12 protein-coding genes are annotated in these 15,700 nt (G+C 74.6%); 4 read left to right on the plus strand and 8 right to left on the minus strand.

All coding sequences use genetic code 11. From position 1 onward, the window contains the following. Window positions 1–46 precede the first annotated feature (46 nt). Both ABT092_RS06030 and ABT092_RS06035 read left to right on the plus strand, forming a co-directional pair. Entirely contained in the window at window positions 47–1,003 is a 957-nt protein-coding gene (locus ABT092_RS06030) for a LysR family transcriptional regulator (protein WP_351240264.1), read from the plus strand. Between the two features lie 316 nt (window positions 1,004–1,319). Next, a complete protein-coding gene (locus ABT092_RS06035) occupies window positions 1,320–1,910 on the plus strand; it encodes a lytic polysaccharide monooxygenase auxiliary activity family 9 protein (RefSeq protein WP_351240266.1) in 591 nt (196 codons plus the stop codon). A gap of 115 nt (window positions 1,911–2,025) precedes the next feature. Here ABT092_RS06035 and ABT092_RS06040 read toward each other — a convergent pair whose 3' ends face one another. Next, window positions 2,026–2,994 (minus strand): AraC family transcriptional regulator, encoded by a 969-nt coding sequence (locus tag ABT092_RS06040; RefSeq protein ID WP_351240268.1) that lies wholly within the window; start codon window positions 2,992–2,994, stop codon window positions 2,026–2,028. A 100-nt stretch (window positions 2,995–3,094) separates the two neighbouring features. Between ABT092_RS06040 and ABT092_RS06045 the strand changes: the two genes are divergently transcribed. After that, a complete protein-coding gene (locus tag ABT092_RS06045; RefSeq protein ID WP_351240270.1) occupies window positions 3,095–3,958 on the plus strand; it encodes an NmrA family NAD(P)-binding protein in 864 nt (287 codons plus the stop codon). Between the two features lie 9 nt (window positions 3,959–3,967). Here ABT092_RS06045 and ABT092_RS06050 read toward each other — a convergent pair whose 3' ends face one another. Next, complete coding sequence (locus tag ABT092_RS06050) at window positions 3,968–4,444, minus strand: hypothetical protein (RefSeq protein WP_351240272.1); 477 nt, start codon at window positions 4,442–4,444, stop codon at window positions 3,968–3,970. Window positions 4,445–4,497: 53 nt separating this feature from the next. Here ABT092_RS06050 and ABT092_RS06055 point away from each other — a divergent pair, with 53 nt between their 5' ends. Further along, a complete protein-coding gene (locus tag ABT092_RS06055) occupies window positions 4,498–5,148 on the plus strand; it encodes a class I SAM-dependent methyltransferase (RefSeq protein WP_351240274.1) in 651 nt (216 codons plus the stop codon). Window positions 5,149–5,156: 8 nt separating this feature from the next. On the opposite strand, the gene ABT092_RS06060 is transcribed toward ABT092_RS06055, so the two are convergent. From ABT092_RS06060 to ABT092_RS06085, 6 genes are all read right to left on the minus strand, one after another. Continuing rightward, window positions 5,157–6,434: a thymidine phosphorylase gene (locus ABT092_RS06060; RefSeq protein ID WP_351240276.1), complete on the minus strand. Its 1,278-nt coding sequence runs from the start codon at window positions 6,432–6,434 to the stop codon at window positions 5,157–5,159. 103 nt (window positions 6,435–6,537) lie between these two features. Then, window positions 6,538–7,074 carry a DinB family protein gene (locus ABT092_RS06065; RefSeq protein ID WP_351240278.1) on the minus strand — a complete coding sequence of 179 codons (537 nt, stop codon included), beginning with the start codon at window positions 7,072–7,074 and terminating at the stop codon, window positions 6,538–6,540. A 966-nt stretch (window positions 7,075–8,040) separates the two neighbouring features. Continuing rightward, window positions 8,041–8,799 (minus strand): GntR family transcriptional regulator, encoded by a 759-nt coding sequence (locus tag ABT092_RS06070; protein WP_351240280.1) that lies wholly within the window; start codon window positions 8,797–8,799, stop codon window positions 8,041–8,043. Between the two features lie 151 nt (window positions 8,800–8,950). After that, window positions 8,951–10,393, minus strand: a complete 1,443-nt coding sequence (locus ABT092_RS06075; protein WP_351240282.1) for a DUF6177 family protein — start codon at window positions 10,391–10,393, stop codon at window positions 8,951–8,953. 73 nt (window positions 10,394–10,466) lie between these two features. After that, complete coding sequence (gene eccCa / locus ABT092_RS06080) at window positions 10,467–14,510, minus strand: type VII secretion protein EccCa (protein WP_351240284.1); 4,044 nt, start codon at window positions 14,508–14,510, stop codon at window positions 10,467–10,469. Next, window positions 14,507–15,640 carry a MinD/ParA family ATP-binding protein gene (locus ABT092_RS06085; protein ID WP_351240286.1) on the minus strand — a complete coding sequence of 378 codons (1,134 nt, stop codon included), beginning with the start codon at window positions 15,638–15,640 and terminating at the stop codon, window positions 14,507–14,509. Before ABT092_RS06085 ends, eccCa begins: the two co-directional genes overlap by 4 nt. Window positions 15,641–15,700: the final 60 nt, after the last annotated feature.

Consider the following 15,700-nt stretch of genomic DNA (forward strand, 5'->3'; position numbering starts at 1 on the left):
CGGGATTCTGATGCGTCCAATGCATGGAACGTCCATAATCGTTCCCATGATGCATAAGGACAGCTCACGGCCGCGTGTGTCACCCGGTGGTGACACAGACGACATCGTCGCGTTGCTCGCGCCGCGGCTGGCGTACTTCGCGGGCGTGGCGCGGACCGAGCACGTGACGCGGGCCGCGCAGGAGATGCAGGTGCCGCAGTCGACCCTGTCGCGGGCGATGGTCCGGCTGGAACGGGACCTGGGGGTGGACCTGTTCGCGCGCCGGGGGCGCACGCTGGCGCTCACCCCGGCCGGACGGTCCTTCCTCACCTCGGTGGAGCGGGCGCTCGACGGCATCGGGCGGGCCGCCGAGGAGGTGCGTGCCGATGCCGACCCGGCGAGCGGGAAGGTGGCCTTCGGCTTCCTGCACACCCTGGGCACGGAGACGGTGCCGGGGCTGATCCGCGGTTTCCGGGCCGACCACCCCCGGGTGCGGTTCAGCCTGGTGCAGAACTACGGCGAGGCGATGCTGGAGCGGCTGCGGGCACACGAGTTGGACCTGTGCCTGACCTCGCCGGTGCCGGACGCCCCGGACCTGGTGGCGCGGCGGCTGGACGAACAGCGGCTGCGGCTGGTGGTGCCGGACGACCACCGGTTGGCGGGGCGCCGGCGCATCCGGCTCGCGGAGGCCGCCGACGAGACCTTCGTGACCCTGGAGGCCGGGTACGGGCTCCGGCGGATCACCGACGACCTGTGCGCGGCGGCCGGGTTCCGGCCCAAGGTCGCGTTCGAGGGGGAGGAGGCGGAGACCCTGCGCGGGCTGGTGCAGGCGGGGCTGGGGGTGGCGCTGTTGCCGCCCCCGACGGTGCCCCGGCCGGGGGTGGTGGAGTTGACGGTGACGGCGCCGCGGGCGGTGCGGGAGATCGGGGTGGCCTGGCTCGCGGGCGGCGGTCCGGACACCCCGCCGGTGGCCGCGTTCAAGCGGTTCCTGCTCTCCCAGCGGGGGCATCTGCTGCCCGGTTGACGCGCAGGGGCGCCCGCCGGAGTTGAGCCACCCCGGTGCGGGGGGTCCGGCACGGCGGTGCGGCGCGGTGCCCGGCCCCGGGCGGGCGCCCCCCTGCTGCGGCGATGGGGTGCCGGCCACCCGGACCGCCACGGCCGGACGGTTGCACGCTCGACGAGGCACCGGGCGGAATTGCGGTGCTTGACGCGCATTCCCGTGTGACCGAAAGCAGCGTTGGCCCCGGGAACTGGCCGAAATAGCCTGGTCTTGGTCTAGACCACCCCTGCAACTCCGCCTCCCCCACCTCACCGAGGCACCCCCACGTTCAGGAGTGAACATGCGCAAGAAGCTCACCACGTCCCTGGTCGGCGCGGGCCTCGCCTTCGCCGCGCTCTTCGCCACCACCGGCAGCGCCCAGGGCCACGGCTACGTGGACTCGCCGGCCGCCCGCTCCACGCTCTGCGGCAACGGCACCGTCCAGGACTGCGGCCAGATCGAGTGGGAGGCGTGGAGCGTCGAGGGCTACAAGGGCTTCCCCGGCCGCGGCCCCGCCGACGGCACCCTCTGCGCCGGCGGCAACGCCCGCTTCGCCGAGCTGGACGACCCGCGCGGCGGCAACTGGCCCGCGACCAAGGTCCGCGGCGGCCAGAACTACGCCTTCAACTGGCAGATGGTCGCCCGGCACGCCACCACCGACTTCCGCTACTACATCACCAAGGACGGCTGGAACCCGAACAAGCCGCTGACCCGCGGCGACCTGGAGCCCCAGCCGTTCCTGACCGTGCCGTTCGGCGGCCGGATGCCCGGCTGGAGCGTCTCGCACTCCGGTGTGCTGCCGCAGAAGTCCGGCAAGCACCTGATCCTCGGCGTGTGGACCGTCCACGACACCGAGAACGCGTTCTACTCCTGCTCGGACGTCCAGTTCTGACCTCGCCCCCCGGGACCTGACGCCCGGACCACCGGCGCACCACCTGCCTCTCCTCAGGGCACCCGCGCCCGCCCCCGCCCGGGGGTGGGCGCGGTCGTGTGCCGAGCGGCCGGCCTCAGGCCGTGCGGGACCTCGCCCGGTGCTCGGTGGGGCGCACGCCCCGCACCCGCTTGAACGCCACGCTCAACGCGTACGCATTGGCGTAGCCGACCCGGCGGGAGACCGCCTCCACCGTCTCGTCGGTGCGGGCCAGCAGATCCGCCGCCAAGCCGATCCGCCACTGCGTGAGGTAACCCATCGGCGGGCCGCCCATCCGCTGGGTGAACCGGCGGGCGAACCCCGCCCGCGACGCCCCGACCTCCGCCGCCAGCGAGGCCACCGTCCACGGCCGGGCCGGGTCCTCGTGCAGCAAGCGCAAGGCCCGGCCGACGACCGGGTCCCCGTGCGCCCGGTACCGGTCCGGCGCCGATGCCTCCGGCCGTTCGAACCAGGCCCGCAGCCCGGACACCAACAACAGGTCCAGCAAGCGGTCCAGAACCGCCTGACGGCCCGGGGCACTGCGGTGGATCTCCTCCGCGAGGGTCTCCAGGACGGCGGCCCCGCCCGGCGGCAACGACACCCGCGCGATCCTCGGCAGGGCGTCCGCCAGCCGCGCCGAGGCCGCGTCCCCCAGCCGGTAGGCCCCGCGCAGCAGCACCGGCCGGGGCACTGCGTCGTCCCGACCGTCCCGCGGGCCGGTCGCCGCCCGGCAGCCCGGCGTGCAGGAGTCCAGGACCAGGGCCCCGTCCGGGGTGGTGCAGCGCTCGTCCTCGTCGACCAGGTAGCGCGGGGCGGTGCCCGGATCGTCGGCGACCACGTACGCCTGCGGACCCACCACGATCGCCAACTCCCCCTCCCCCAGCGGAACCGGCGCCCCCGCTCCGTCCGGGCGACTGATCCACGCCCGCCCGCTCAGCATGGCGAGCACCGCGATCCGGGTGCCCTCCTCGAACCGGAACGCCCACGGCGGCCGGACCACGGCCTGGTCGAACAGGGCCCCGTGGGACCGGACCTCGTGCAGCAGGGCGGACAAGGCGTCATCCATCCGGCCGAGTCTAGGCCGGTCGGATGTCGTGGACGCTCAGACATCGATGTGAGCGTGCCGAGCATCGCAGCACCGCGCCGCCCGCGTTTCACTGGCGCACATGACCACGCACACCCAGCCGGAACAGTCCGTCTCCCCCGCCTCGCCCGTCCTCGTCCTCGGCGGGACCGGCAAGACGGGGCGCCGCGTCGCCGCCGCCCTCACCCGCCGGGGCTTCACAGCCCGTCCCGCCTCCCGCTCCGCCCCCACCCGCTTCGACTGGTCCGACCGCACCACCTGGGGGCCCGCCCTCGACGGGGTGAGCGCCGTGTACGTCGTGGACTCCCAGGGCCCCGACGCCGCCGAGGAGGTCCGTGCCTTCGCCGCGCTCGCCGTCGAGGGCGGCGTGCAGCGGTTGGTGCTGTTGTCCGCCCGGACCTGGGGCGAGTTCGGCGATCCGGCACTGCTCGCCACCGAGGACGCGGTGCGCGCCGCGGGAGCCGACTGGACGGTGCTGCGGCCCACCTGGTTCGACCAGAACTTCACCGAGGAGTTCCTCTCCTCCCTCCTGACCACCGGGGAACTGCGGCTGCCCGCCGGGGAGGGCCGGGAGCCCTTCCTCGACCTGGAGGACCTGGCCGAGGTCGCCGCCGTCGTCCTCACCGAGGACGGGCACGCGGGTCGTACCTACGAGTTGTCCGGCCCGCGCGCGCTGACCCTGCGGGAGGCCGTCGCGGAACTCTCCGCGGCCGCCGGCCGCCCGCTGCGGTACGTCCCGGTCAGCGAAGCCGAGTACCTCGCCGAACAGCGGGCGGCCGGGGTCCCCGAGGAGGTCGCCCAGCTGCTGGCGGGGCTGTTCCGGCACATCGCCGAGGACGGCAGCGCCTCGATCGCGGACGGCGTGCGGCAGGTGCTCGGACGCGACCCCCGGGACTTCCGCACCTACGCACGCGGCGCCGACCTCTCCGCCGACCCGGCCGGGTGACACCGGGCCTCAGCGGTCCATGAGCACCAGCATCCACAGCAGCGAGCCGAGTGCGACCACGACGGGCACCGCGTACCACCAGGGGCGCAGCCAACCCCAGCGGACGAGGTGGTAGGTGCCCCACTCGGTGAGCCAGGACCCGATGTGGGCCGTCATCGCCGGTACCCCGGCCGCCGTGACGTGCTCCTGCTCCCACCGGCCGCCCGGCGGCCGCACCAACAGGGCGCTCAGCAACAGCCAGACGGTGAGCGCGTTGGCCGCGGCCAACAACGCGACGAGGACCGTGCGGAGCACCCGCTCGGCACGGTCCGCGGACGGCGCCCCGCCCGTTCCGTCCACCGCCCCGGCCCCGGTCAGCGGGGTGCGCCCGTCCCCGCTCCCGGCACCCGGCCCGTCGTCCGACCGCATCGGCACGCCCTTCCCGGGCGGTGCTCCACGGCCCGTCGTCGGGAAGACGCGGTGCGGGGTGCGCCGGTTCTGGAGCACCGGCGCGAAACTCCGTCGCGCACGCTGCCGGTCCGGCACTAGCGTGCCGCGGCATGCACCCCCACACCCCCGCCGCCGAGGACCCCGGCGACCCCAAGGACCTCGTCCGCCGCGGCTACGACGCGTTGTCCCTCCGGTACGAGGAGGCGTTCGACTCCGACACCAAGTACCGGGACTGGCTCGCCGACCTGCGCGGACGGCTGGCGACGGGCAGCCGGGTGCTGGACCTGGGGTGCGGCAACGGGGTGCCGGTCGCCCGGGACCTGACGGCGGCCGGGCACCGGGTCCTCGGGGTGGACCTGAGCGAGGTCCAGGTCCGGCGCGCCCGGGCGCGGGTGCCCGGGGCGGAGTTCCGCCGGGACGACATCAGCGCGCTCGACTTCCCCGAAGGCTCCTTCGACGCGGTCCTCGCCCTGTACTCGCTGATCCACCTGCCCCTCGGGGAGCAGCTCCCGCTGCTGTGCCGGGTGGTCCGGTGGCTGCGTCCGGGCGGGTCCTTCCTCGTCACCGTGGGGCGGGACGCCCTGACGGGCACCGACGTGGACTGGCTCGGCAGCGGGGTCGCCATGTGGTGGAGCCACCCCGACGCGGCGACCAGCCGGGAGTGGCTGCGCACGGCCGGGTTCGAGGTGCGGGAGGAGCGGTTCGTTCCGGAGGGGGACGGCGGCCACGTGCTGTTCGTGGCCGCCCGCCCGCTCGGCTGACCTCCGGATCAGGCGATGCGCTCCAGGACGATCGGGGTCGGGGTGAAGTCCGGTGCCGACGCGGCCACGTCGAAGGCGCCCTCCAGGGACTCCAGTGCGTAGCCGAAGCGCTCGGGGGTGTCGGTGTGCAGGGTCAGCAGCGGCTGCCCCGCGGTGACCGTCTCGCCGGGCTTCGCGTGGATCTCCACCCCGGCGCCCGCCTGCACCGGGTCCTCCTTGCGGGCCCGGCCCGCGCCGAGGCGCCAGGCGGCGACGCCCACGTCGTACGCGTCGAGCCGGGTGAGCACGCCGGAGGCGGGGGCCGTGACCACGTGCCGCTCGCGGGCGACCGGCAGCGGTGCGTCGGGGTCGCCGCCCTGGGCGGCGATCATGCGCCGCCACACGTCCATGGCGGAGCCGTCGGCGAGGGCCTTCGCGGGGTCGGCGTCCCGCAGGCCCGCCGCGTCCAGCATCTCGCGGGCGAGCGCCAAGGTCAGTTCGACGACGTCGGCGGGGCCGCCGCCGGCGAGCACCTCCACCGACTCGCGGACCTCCAGCGCGTTGCCCGCGGTCAATCCGAGCGGGGTGGACATGTCGGTGAGCAGGGCGACCGTGCGCACCCCGCTGTCGGTGCCCAGGCCCACCATGGTGGCGGCCAGCTCGCGGGCGTCGTCCAGGGTCTTCATGAAGGCGCCGGTACCGACCTTCACGTCCAGCACCAGGGAGCCGGTGCCCTCGGCGATCTTCTTCGACATGATCGAGGACGCGATCAGCGGAATGGCCTCGACGGTGCCGGTGACGTCCCGCAGGGCGTACAGCTTCTTGTCGGCCGGGGCGAGGCCGTCGCCGGCCGCGCAGATCACCGCGCCGGTCCCGTCCAGCACGGAGAGCATCTCCTCGTTGGAGAGCAGGGCGCGCCAGCCCGGGACGGACTCCAGCTTGTCGAGGGTGCCGCCGGTGTGGCCGAGGCCACGGCCGGAGAGCTGCGGCACGGCGGCCCCGCAGGCGGCGACCAGCGGGGCGAGCGGCAGGGTGATCTTGTCGCCGACCCCGCCGGTGGAGTGCTTGTCGGCGGTGGGGCGGGACAGCGCCGAGAAGTCCATGCGCTCGCCGGAGGCGATCATGGCGGCGGTCCAGCGGGCGATCTCGCGCCGGTTCATCCCGTTCAGCAGGATCGCCATGGCCAGGGCGGACATCTGCTCGTCGGCCACCGCACCGCGGGTGTAGGCGTCGATGACCCAGTCGATCTGCTCGTCGCTGAGTTCACCGCGGTCCCGCTTGGTGCGGATGACGGAGATGACGTCCATGGCATGTCCTTCCGAGGGTTCGCGAACACCCGTGCCCCCGCCGGGGCACGGGTGTCGACTCTACGCGCATAGAGGAAAAATCGGCACGCCCCCGACCGGATCGTCACCGCTGCGCGGTGGTGTTCGCCCCGTCCAGGGCTTCCCGGACGACGTCGGCGTGCCCGGCGTGCTGGGCCGTCTCCCGGATCAGGTGCAGCAGGATCCGGCGCACCGGCCAGTGCACCGCCTCCGGCGGCGACCAGGGCGTCACCGGCAGCGGCACGGCCCGCCCCAGGTCCGGGATGCCGGCCACGGCCTCCTCGGTCGCCCGGGCGGCGTCGGCGTACTCCGCCAACAGGTCGGCGAGCGTCTCCGACCCGGCCATGCGGTACTGCGCCACGTCCAGCATGCCGTCCGGCAGCACCCCGTCCCCGTCCACCGCGATCCGCGTCCACACCCGCTCCCCGCGGGCCAGGTGCTTGACGATCCCGCCCAGGGTCAACTCGCTGGCCGTGGTGCGCCGCGCGGCCTGGGCATCGGTCAGGCCCCGTACGGTGATCAGCAGCAACTCCCGCTGTTCGGCGAGGGCTTGCAGCAGTTCGGCGTGCTCGTCGGGGAGGGCGGGGGCGGTGGTGTCGGTGGTGTCGGTTCCTGAGGTCATGGGGGGGACGGTAGGTGGGGTATAGGTCAGGTTTTGACCTATACCCCTGACCCGTTCCCTACCTGGTGGTGCCGGAGTATCGGTGCCTAGGGCCGCTCAGCCCGGCAACTCGGCCCGGAGGTCAACGAGTGTGCAGCGCCGCAGTTCCACCACTTGCTGCGAAGCGAGGAACCACCGGCTGTGCGGATGCCCGTAGGGGAGGTAGCAGTCATCCGACCAGCGGAGGCCATGAGCGCCGGGAGCATAGAAGGCCCCGAACGCACCGCAAGGACGGACCGTGCGCGCCCTGACGGCCAGGGCGTTCCGCAGGTGCGGGCAGCGCTCCAGAGCGATGGCAGCGCAGGGTAGGCAAAGGGGCGGCTTGGCGCAGAGCCCGCCTTCCGCCCCTTCGGCCATCCCCTCGCCCGCGCCCGATGCCGGAAGGAGGAAGAGCCACCCCCGAGAGGTGCGACTCGCCGGCCCTCCGCACACCTGGCACGCACGCCGCAGCATCGTCTGACGTTGCCTCAACGGATGCACGGAGCCGAACTCCGGTCGCCCCCGACCCGCCGCCTGGGTGACACGACTCCATAGGATCCGCCGCTCGTCCCGATCGGAGGTGACCTCGTCGCGATACGCCAAACCGACCCCACAGGGTCGGACCTGAAGGGTCCTCACCGTGACCTTCTCCTCGCTCCACAGCGCGACGTGGGGCACGGGCAGGGCCAGGGGCCCCCACACGGACGGCGCAGGTGGTACGGGACCGGCACCGACCGGACAGTCGTCCGGACGGGCGGGACGACCCCGCCTCCGGACACGCTGACGCGCCATGCGGTCCGACAGGGGAAGAGCAGGCATGATGAAACCTCCCTGAGGGGACGGAGCGGCGCATCTGCTTGGCGGTAGGGCGCCGCTCCGCGTGAAGGTCGAAAGGGTTGCGACTTCGCAACCCAACCTCACTATGACACCTAGGTCGCCATCCTTCAATCACCCCGCACTGGTGGCCAACTGGTAGGACACCTCGAACCTGTCCGCGGACATCCGCGTGTCGGTGACTTCGAGGCACCGGTCGTGCTGGTTGCGGGTCACCCTCAGCAGGCGCAGCACGGGAACTCCGTCTCCGAGACGCAGCAGTTCCCGCTCGCGCGGCGTGGGCATGCGTGCGTTGCACACCTCGATCCAGTCCAGGACGTTCCCCGCTTCCTCCATCAGCCCGTAGATGCCGGTGGGACCCGTGTCGCGTTCCTCGAACCGGGTGCCTCTGGCAAGGTGCTCGGGCAGATAGGAGGTGGCGAGTTGGAGCGGGAACGTGCTTCCGCGTGGGCCCATGCTGCGTTCGCGCAGGAAGACGGGCGCACCGGCCTCGACGCCGAGGAGCGCCGCCACGTCCGCGGGCGCGGTCCCCCAGTGGAGCAGCGAAGGGGACAGCCCGACCCATTCCTTGGCCCGGGCGTCGAAGTAGTAGCCGCGTTCGTCCCTCAGAACGCCCCGGCCCCGATCGATGCGGCGCCGTTCCGCAGGGGCGCGCACGAACACGCCCCTGCCCACGTGGGACTCGACGAGGCCCTCGGCCTTGAGTACGGCGACCGCCTGCGAGGCGGTCACGTGTGTGATGCCGTACTCGCCGGCCAGCTCCCGCGCGGACGGAAGCCGATCACCTGGCCCGTACACGCCGGAGGCGATGGCCACCCGCAGCGCGTCCGCGACCTGCCGGAACGGCGGTCGCGCATCCGATGGATCGATCACCCGTACCTCCCTGGGCACCCTATGGAACATGCTCACCCATCGAACCACGTGCCCCGAGCGGGGACGAGTGGGGAGGGCGTGACGTCACCCTGCGTCAACCTCGGGAGACGGCACCGCCACCAAGGCGTCGTCCACCGCCCCCGCGGGCGCCTCAGACCGCGGCCCGGCGGCGCAGATGGGTCAGCAGCACGTCCAGGGCGTGCCACGCCTCGGCGTGGGTGCCGTCGCCCAAGGGGTAGTGCAACGCCGGTCGGGCCTCCGGGCCCAGTTGCACGGGGCGCAGGGCGAGCGGGGGCCGGCGGGCGTGGGTGAGGGTGGTCTCCAGGACCCCCTCGGGCCCGAGGGTGAACGCCAGCGGAACGGGCGGCGCCTCGAAGACGGGGGGTGCGGTGAGGTCGCGGCGGGCCGGGCGCAGGGTCGCCAGCAGGGAGATCAGGCCGTGCTCGCCGTCCGCCAGGGCAGCGGCCAAGTCCTGCACGGCGTCCAGCGGGACCCGCTCCCCCTCGCCGTGGCCCACGGTGAGGGTGACGTCCTCCTCGACGCCCGCCGTCGTCCGGGTGATCCGCACGGTCGCCAGGGCCGGTCGGCCGGGGGCGCCGACCGCCGTGACGAAGGTCGGCTCCGGCATCCGGGCGCGGGCCAGGTCGGTGAGTTGGCGGGGCGACCACGGCAGGTTGATCGGTTCCGCCGTGCCCCAACCGGCCGGAGGCGCGCCGGTGAGGGTCCGCCAGGCCAGTTCCAGGGAGCGCCCGAGGAGCAGCTCCGCCTCGGGCGGGTACGCGGTGCGGAACGAGACGGCGAGTTGGCGCTCCCCGGTGGGCCCGGCCGGCCGGTACGGCGCGGCGGGGGCGGACCCGCCGGCGGCGTCGGGGACGACCGCGAAGGTGCCGTCCCGCCAGCCCAGCACGGCACCGGTCAGCCCGTCGTAGTAGCCGCAGTCGGCGTGTTGGACGACCCAGCGGTTGGGCGGGCCGGTCAGGGCGGTGCGCAGGTGGTGGCTGAGGCGGCAGTGTGCGGGGGTGACGATCTGGAGGGCGGAGCCCCGGGCCGCGGTGGTGCGCAGCACCTCCGCGAGCCAGGCGGTCAGCGGGACCACGGGCCGGTCGGCGAGGACCACCACCGTCGACTCGGTGACCACGTCCACCGCGGGCAGCGGGTCCTCAGCGACGATCGCGGTCGTCCCCTCCGTGCCGTCCGGGCCGGGGTCGCTCTCCACCGGGACGACACCGGTCCCGCCCGCACCGGGCGGCCACACGGTGCCGCCGAGCAGATGGGCGAGCCGGCCCACGACCGATCCGGCCAGCGGCTCCGCCTCGGGCACCGCGCTGGAGGCACGGGTCTCCGTCCACCACACCGGCACCGGGGCCGCGGCGGCGCTCCGCGGCCCGAGCAGCCGGTCGACCTCGCCCGGCACCTGGACCAGCACCGGTGACTCGACGGACACCAGCGGTCGGCCGCCCGCGCCCAGGAGTTGGACCACGGCCCCGTCCGCGGTGGCCGTGGCCCGCGTACCGGGGCCGCCCGCGTGCAGCCCCACCAGCAGGGTGAGCGGGTCGGGCATCCTCGGGGTGAGCGCGATCAGGTCCTTGGTCATGCGGCGCACCGCCCGGCGGCCGGCCCGTGGGGTGCGGGGTCGGGGCGGGCGGGGAGCACCGGGTGCGCATCGGTCACGAGTCGTCCGTTTCGTCGTCGCCGGTGGCGGCCAGGGCGGTCTGGATCAGTCGGTGGGGGCGCCCGCGCCGGACCAGGGTGCCCCGGCCGGGCGGTTGGAGGCCGGCGTGGAGGCCGGGGAAGAGCTGGCCCTCGGCGCGCTCGCCGGTCATCACCAGGGCCGCCGTCCCGGACTCCCGCAGGGTCGTCAGGAACGGCTCGTACAGGGCCCGGGAGGAACCGGCGACCCGGCGGGCGACCACGAAGTGGAGGCCGATGTCCTGGGCGGAGGAGACGTACGGCAGGAAGGGGGCGAGCGGCTGCTGTCCGGCGGTGGTGAGGATGTCGTAGTCGTCGACGAGGACCACGATCCTGGGGCCGGTGAAGGTCGGCCCGTCGGGGGCCGCATCGAGGTCCACGCCCTCGTCCGGCAGCCGTTTGTCGAGTTCCTTGGCGATGCCCGAGGCCAGCGCGGCGGAGATCCGGGCGTGGTGCGCGTAGCCGCCCCGGTACGGCTCGGGCACCGCCGCGCGCAGCCCCCGGCGGGGGTCGAACACGGCGAAGACCAGTTCGTCGTCCCGATGGCGGGCGATCAGCCCGGCGGCGATCAGCTTCAGCAGGTTCGTCTTGCCGCACTCGTTGTCACCGAGGACCAGCAGGTGCTGGTCCTGGCCGAACAGGTCCAGCAGGACGGGGGCCAGCGCGTCCTGGTCGACCCCGATCGGGATGCGGCGGGGCTCGGCGTGCGCGGTGGGCAGCTTCGCGGACGGCAGCCGGGTGGGCAACACCCGCACGGCCGGCGCCAGGTCGCCGTGCCAGGTGGCGCGGATCGCGGCGACCGCGTCCTCCAGGGCCGCGCCGGGATCGCCCACGGACCCGCCGTCGCCCGTGGCCCCGTCGATGCGGGGCAGCGCGACCTGGGCGAAGAGCTTCCGGTCGGTGAGCGCCCGCCCCGGGGCGCCCGCCGGGATCGTCTCCGAGAGCTTCCGGTCGACACCGGAGTCGGAGGGGTCGTTCAGCCGCAGCTCGATCCGGGTGCCGAACATCGACTGGCCCGCGATCCGGACGTCGTTCCAGCGGAGCATGCCCGCCACCACGTGGACGCCGTAGCCGCCGCCGCGGCGCAGCACGTCGTTCACGGCGTCGTCGATGGCGGCGAACTCCTCGCGCAGGGCGCCGTACCCGTCGATCAGCAGCACCACGTCGGTCGCGGGGAGTTCGCCGATCGCGCCCCGGGCGCGCAGCCGCCGGAGCTGGTCCACGGAGTCGATGCCGTGCTCGCGGAAGAGTCGTTCGCGCACCGCGAGCATGTTCCGCACCTCGGCGACCGTCCGGGCCGCCCGTTCGTGGTCGGCGCGCCCGGCGACCCCGCCGACGTGCGGCAGCCCGGCCAGTGCGGCGAGCCCGCCGCCGGCCAGGTCCAGACCGTAGACCGCGACGTCGCGGGGGGTGTGGGTGAGCGCGAGGGACAGGGCGAGGGTCCGCAGCAGGGTCGTCTTGCCGGACTGGGGGCCGCCGATCACGGCGGTGTGCCCGCCGGCCACCGTCAGGTCCAGCTCCCAGGGGCCGCGCCACTGCCGGGCGGGCGCGTCCAGCACGCCCAACGGGACCCTCATGGGTGCGCCCCGCCGCTCGCCGAGCCGCATCCCGTGCTCGTCGGCGCCCAGCGGGCCGGCGGCGGCGTCCAGGGACAGCGCCTCGGGCAGCGGGGGCAACCAGATGCGGCGCACGGGCGGGGCCGCGGCGGCGAGTTGGTCGACCATCACGGAGAGCACGGTCGGACCGGTCTCCCGGGCGGTGGCGACGGGGCCGGGGTCCTCGGGGCCCGCCGCCGCGTCGGCGAGGGTGTTGTACGTCGGGTAGGCGAGGGCCAGCGGACCCTCCTCGCCGGGCTCCTCGCGGAGCGGGCCCAGGTACCGCCCCGAGACGTAACCGGCCTTGAAGCGCGTGTACGCGGAGGTGTCGACCTTGAGGTAGCCGAAGCCGGGCAGCGGCGGCAGGTGGAAGGCGTCGGTGGTGTCCAGGACGGTGCGGGACTCGTCGGGGGAGAACGTCCGCAGCCCGAGCCGGTACGACAGGTAGGTGTCAAGGCCCTTGAGCTTGCCGCCCTCGATGCGCTGGCTGGAGAGCAGCAGATGGACGCCGATGGAGCGCCCGATCCGTCCGATCGACAGGAACAGGTCGATGAAGTCGGGCTTGGCGGTGAGCAGTTCGCCGAACTCGTCGATGACGACGAGCAGGTGGGGCAGGGGTTCCAGGTCGGGGCGCCGTTCGGCGCGCAGCGCGGCGTAGTGGCCGATGTCGGCGAGGTTGCCGGCGTCCTTCAGGACCTGTTGGCGGCGTTTGACCTCGCCCGCGAGGGAGGTGTGGACCCGTTCGACCAGTCCCGCCTGGTTCTCCAGGTTGGTGATCACCCCCGCGACGTGCGGGAGTTGCCCGAAGGGCGCGAAGGTGGCGCCGCCCTTGTAGTCGACGAGGACCATCGCCAGTTGCTCCGGGGAGTGGGTGGCGACCAGCGCGAGGACCAGGGTGCGCAGCAGTTCGCTCTTGCCGGAGCCGGTCGCGCCGACGCACAGCCCGTGCGGGCCCATCCCCAGTCGGGAGGACTCCTTGAGGTCGAGGAGCACCGGCCCGTGCCGGTCGTCCAGGCCGATCGGCACCCGCAGGAAGTCCCGTTCCCCGCGCGGCGCCCACAGTCGGTCGAGGTCCAGGGCCGCCGGGTCGTCGACCCCGATCAGGGCGGGGAAGTCGACCGGCCCGGAGACCGGGGTGCCGTCGGCGACGGACTCGGCGGAGAGCCTCAGCGGCGCCAGCATCCGGGCCAGGCCCTCCGCGCCGGGCACCGACAGCGCGTCCGAGGTGCCCTCGTCGGGCCGGGCCTCGGGCGCCGCGGAGGTGGGGTCGGGCACCACCCGCAGGTCCTCCACGGTGACCCGGTCCCCGTCGACGGTGATCCGGACGGACACCTCGTCGGGTTCGTGGACCTGCTCGGCGAGCAGGTGCAGCACGGTGACGTTCATGTCCGCGAGGCCCACCGCCGAGTCCGGGAGGGGAAGTTCGACGGCGTTGCCGCCGTACTCGTCGCTGACGACCAGCAGGCGGCTCGCCATCCGGAGCGCGGCGCGGTCGGAGAGCCCCCGGCGGACCTCGGCGGCGTAGGAGGCGCGGCGGCGCAGTTCGGCGCCGAGGACCACGGCGAGCTGGGGCGTGCTCGGCGCGATCCGTCGCACGGCCACCGGCCCGTCCTGCGCCTGGGCGTCGAGGACGTGCGGCAGCCACTTGGCCCACTCCCAGGCGTCCGCGAGCCGGTCGCCGGGCACCCCGAGGGCCAGTGCCACGTCGTCGGGGGCGTGCAGCACGGCGGTGTGCACCAGCAGCGTCCGGGCCACCCGCAGCACGCCCTCGCGGTCGCCGACGACGCTGACGTTGCCGGCCCGGTCCAGCGGCACGGTCAGCGGGAAGTCCCGGGCACGGGCGAAGCGGGACAGCAGGGCGCCCGCCTCGTTGAGCATGAAGCGGTCGGGCGGGGCGAGGACCCCGCCCGGGTTCTGGCCGAGCGTCAGGTCCTGGAGGGCCACCTCCCCGGTGCCCAGGCGCACCCGGAGGAAGTCCGGGTCGGTGCGGCGCCGTTCCCACCGCCGCGCCGGGTCGCGCACCAGGTCGTACAGGGCCTGCGGCGGGGGGTTGAGGAGTCGGGCCTGGCCGCGCAGCTTGCGTTCCACGGCGCCGAGTTCCTCGCGCTGCTCCTCCAGGTACTCCAGGTAGCGTTCGCGCTGGGCCCGGCGGGTGCGCTGGGCCTTGCCGCGCTGCGACCAGAACAGGGCGACCGCGCCGAGCAGCGCGAAGACCAGCACGATCGCGCCGACCGCGGCGAACCGGCTGTTGCGGATGACCGTCATCATCACCACCGAGCCCATCACCCCCGCCATGGGCAGCAGGGCGGTGGCCGCCCCGCCGATCTTGCCCTCGGGGAGGTTCGGCGGGGCCTCGACGACCCGGTTCGCGGGCGGCGGCAGGGGCCGGGAGCTGCGGGCCGGCCGGTGGACGAGCTGCTGGGTCACCGGGCACCGACCGCGCGTTGCATCGCCTCGGCGGCGAGCCGGGTCACCGCCCGCCGGGTGGCGGCAGCGAGGTGGTCGGTGCGGATGACCCCGCCGGAGGCCAGGTGGCGGTCGTAGGGCAGCACGACGACGCCCGCCCCGCTCCGGGCCAGCTCCGCGGCGGCATGCGCGTCCGGGGCGGCGTCGGGGCTCGACGCGGTCAGCACGACGACGGTGCGGGGCAGGACGGGCACCGGCAGGGAGCCCAGCCAGTCCAGGACCGCGCCGGTGGAGGCGACGCCCTCGGTGGTCGCGGGGGCGACGAGGACCCGGGCCTGGGCGGTGTCCAGGGCGGTGCGGGCGACCTCGCCGGGCAGGGTGTCGCAGTCCACCAGGGTCACTCCGAAGTACCTGCGCAGGGCGACCGTCGCGGTCCGGTAGGCGGCGATGTCGATCCGCGCGCCGATCCTGCCCTGGCTGCCGGGCAGTAGCCAGCCGCCGTCGGCGAGCGGCACCAGGTACCCGGTGACGTCGGTGAGCCGCATCGAGGGGTGCAGGACCCGGGCCAGGTCGGTGCAGGTCCAGCGGAGCTGGTCGACGCCGAGCCGGGCGGGCAGGGTGCCGAGCGCGGCATCCGCCTCCAGGGTGAGCACCGGATCGTGCCGGAAGTGGTTGAAGGTGCGGCTGAGCAGTGCCGTGACCGTGGTCTTCCCGGCGCCGCCGCGGATGCTGGTGACGACGACCTGCCGGCCGGTGGTGACCGGTTGCTGCACCCGGGCGACGAGCTCCGTGCTCTCGGCGACGGCCCGGGCGGCGGAGGACCCGAAGGCGTGCCGAGCGGTGCGCAGCACCCGGCGCAGCACCGGGTCGCCGTGGCGGAGCCGGACGTTCCCCGCCCCGGCGCCCAGTACGGGCACGGTTTCGGGGGTCGGGGCGGAGCCGGGCCGGGTCGGGCTCGGGCCCCGACTTCCGCCCGGGGGGACGCGTGCGGCCTCGGGGGCGGGCAGGGCGGCCGGGGCGTTCCCGCCGGCGGGCCGCGCGCCCCGCTCCGGCGGCCCACCGGATTCCCCCGTGCCCTTCTCCGCCTTCCCCGACGGGGTCAGCGCGCCCAACTCGCCCAGTACGCCGGCCTGCCAGTCGTTCCGTTCCACCACACCGCACCCCCTGGGGCGAACCACGTGCCTGTACCCATGTCCTTGTCCGTCCGGGGC

It is taken from the genome of Streptomyces sp. NPDC002490 (assembly GCF_040296045.1).
Lineage (GTDB): Bacteria > Actinomycetota > Actinomycetes > Streptomycetales > Streptomycetaceae > Streptomyces.

Coding starts and splice junctions, on each gene's coding strand:
- ABT092_RS06055 (WP_351240274.1), top strand. CDS start 4,498: ATGCACCCCCACACCCCCGCCGCCGAGGACCCCGGCGACCCCAAGGAC.
- ABT092_RS06030 (WP_351240264.1), top strand. CDS start 47: ATGATGCATAAGGACAGCTCACGGCCGCGTGTGTCACCCGGTGGTGAC.
- ABT092_RS06035 (WP_351240266.1), top strand. CDS start 1,320: ATGCGCAAGAAGCTCACCACGTCCCTGGTCGGCGCGGGCCTCGCCTTC.
- ABT092_RS06075 (WP_351240282.1), bottom strand. CDS start 10,393: ATGACCAAGGACCTGATCGCGCTCACCCCGAGGATGCCCGACCCGCTC.
- ABT092_RS06060 (WP_351240276.1), bottom strand. CDS start 6,434: ATGGACGTCATCTCCGTCATCCGCACCAAGCGGGACCGCGGTGAACTC.
- ABT092_RS06065 (WP_351240278.1), bottom strand. CDS start 7,074: ATGACCTCAGGAACCGACACCACCGACACCACCGCCCCCGCCCTCCCC.
- ABT092_RS06040 (WP_351240268.1), bottom strand. CDS start 2,994: ATGGATGACGCCTTGTCCGCCCTGCTGCACGAGGTCCGGTCCCACGGG.
- ABT092_RS06045 (WP_351240270.1), top strand. CDS start 3,095: ATGACCACGCACACCCAGCCGGAACAGTCCGTCTCCCCCGCCTCGCCC.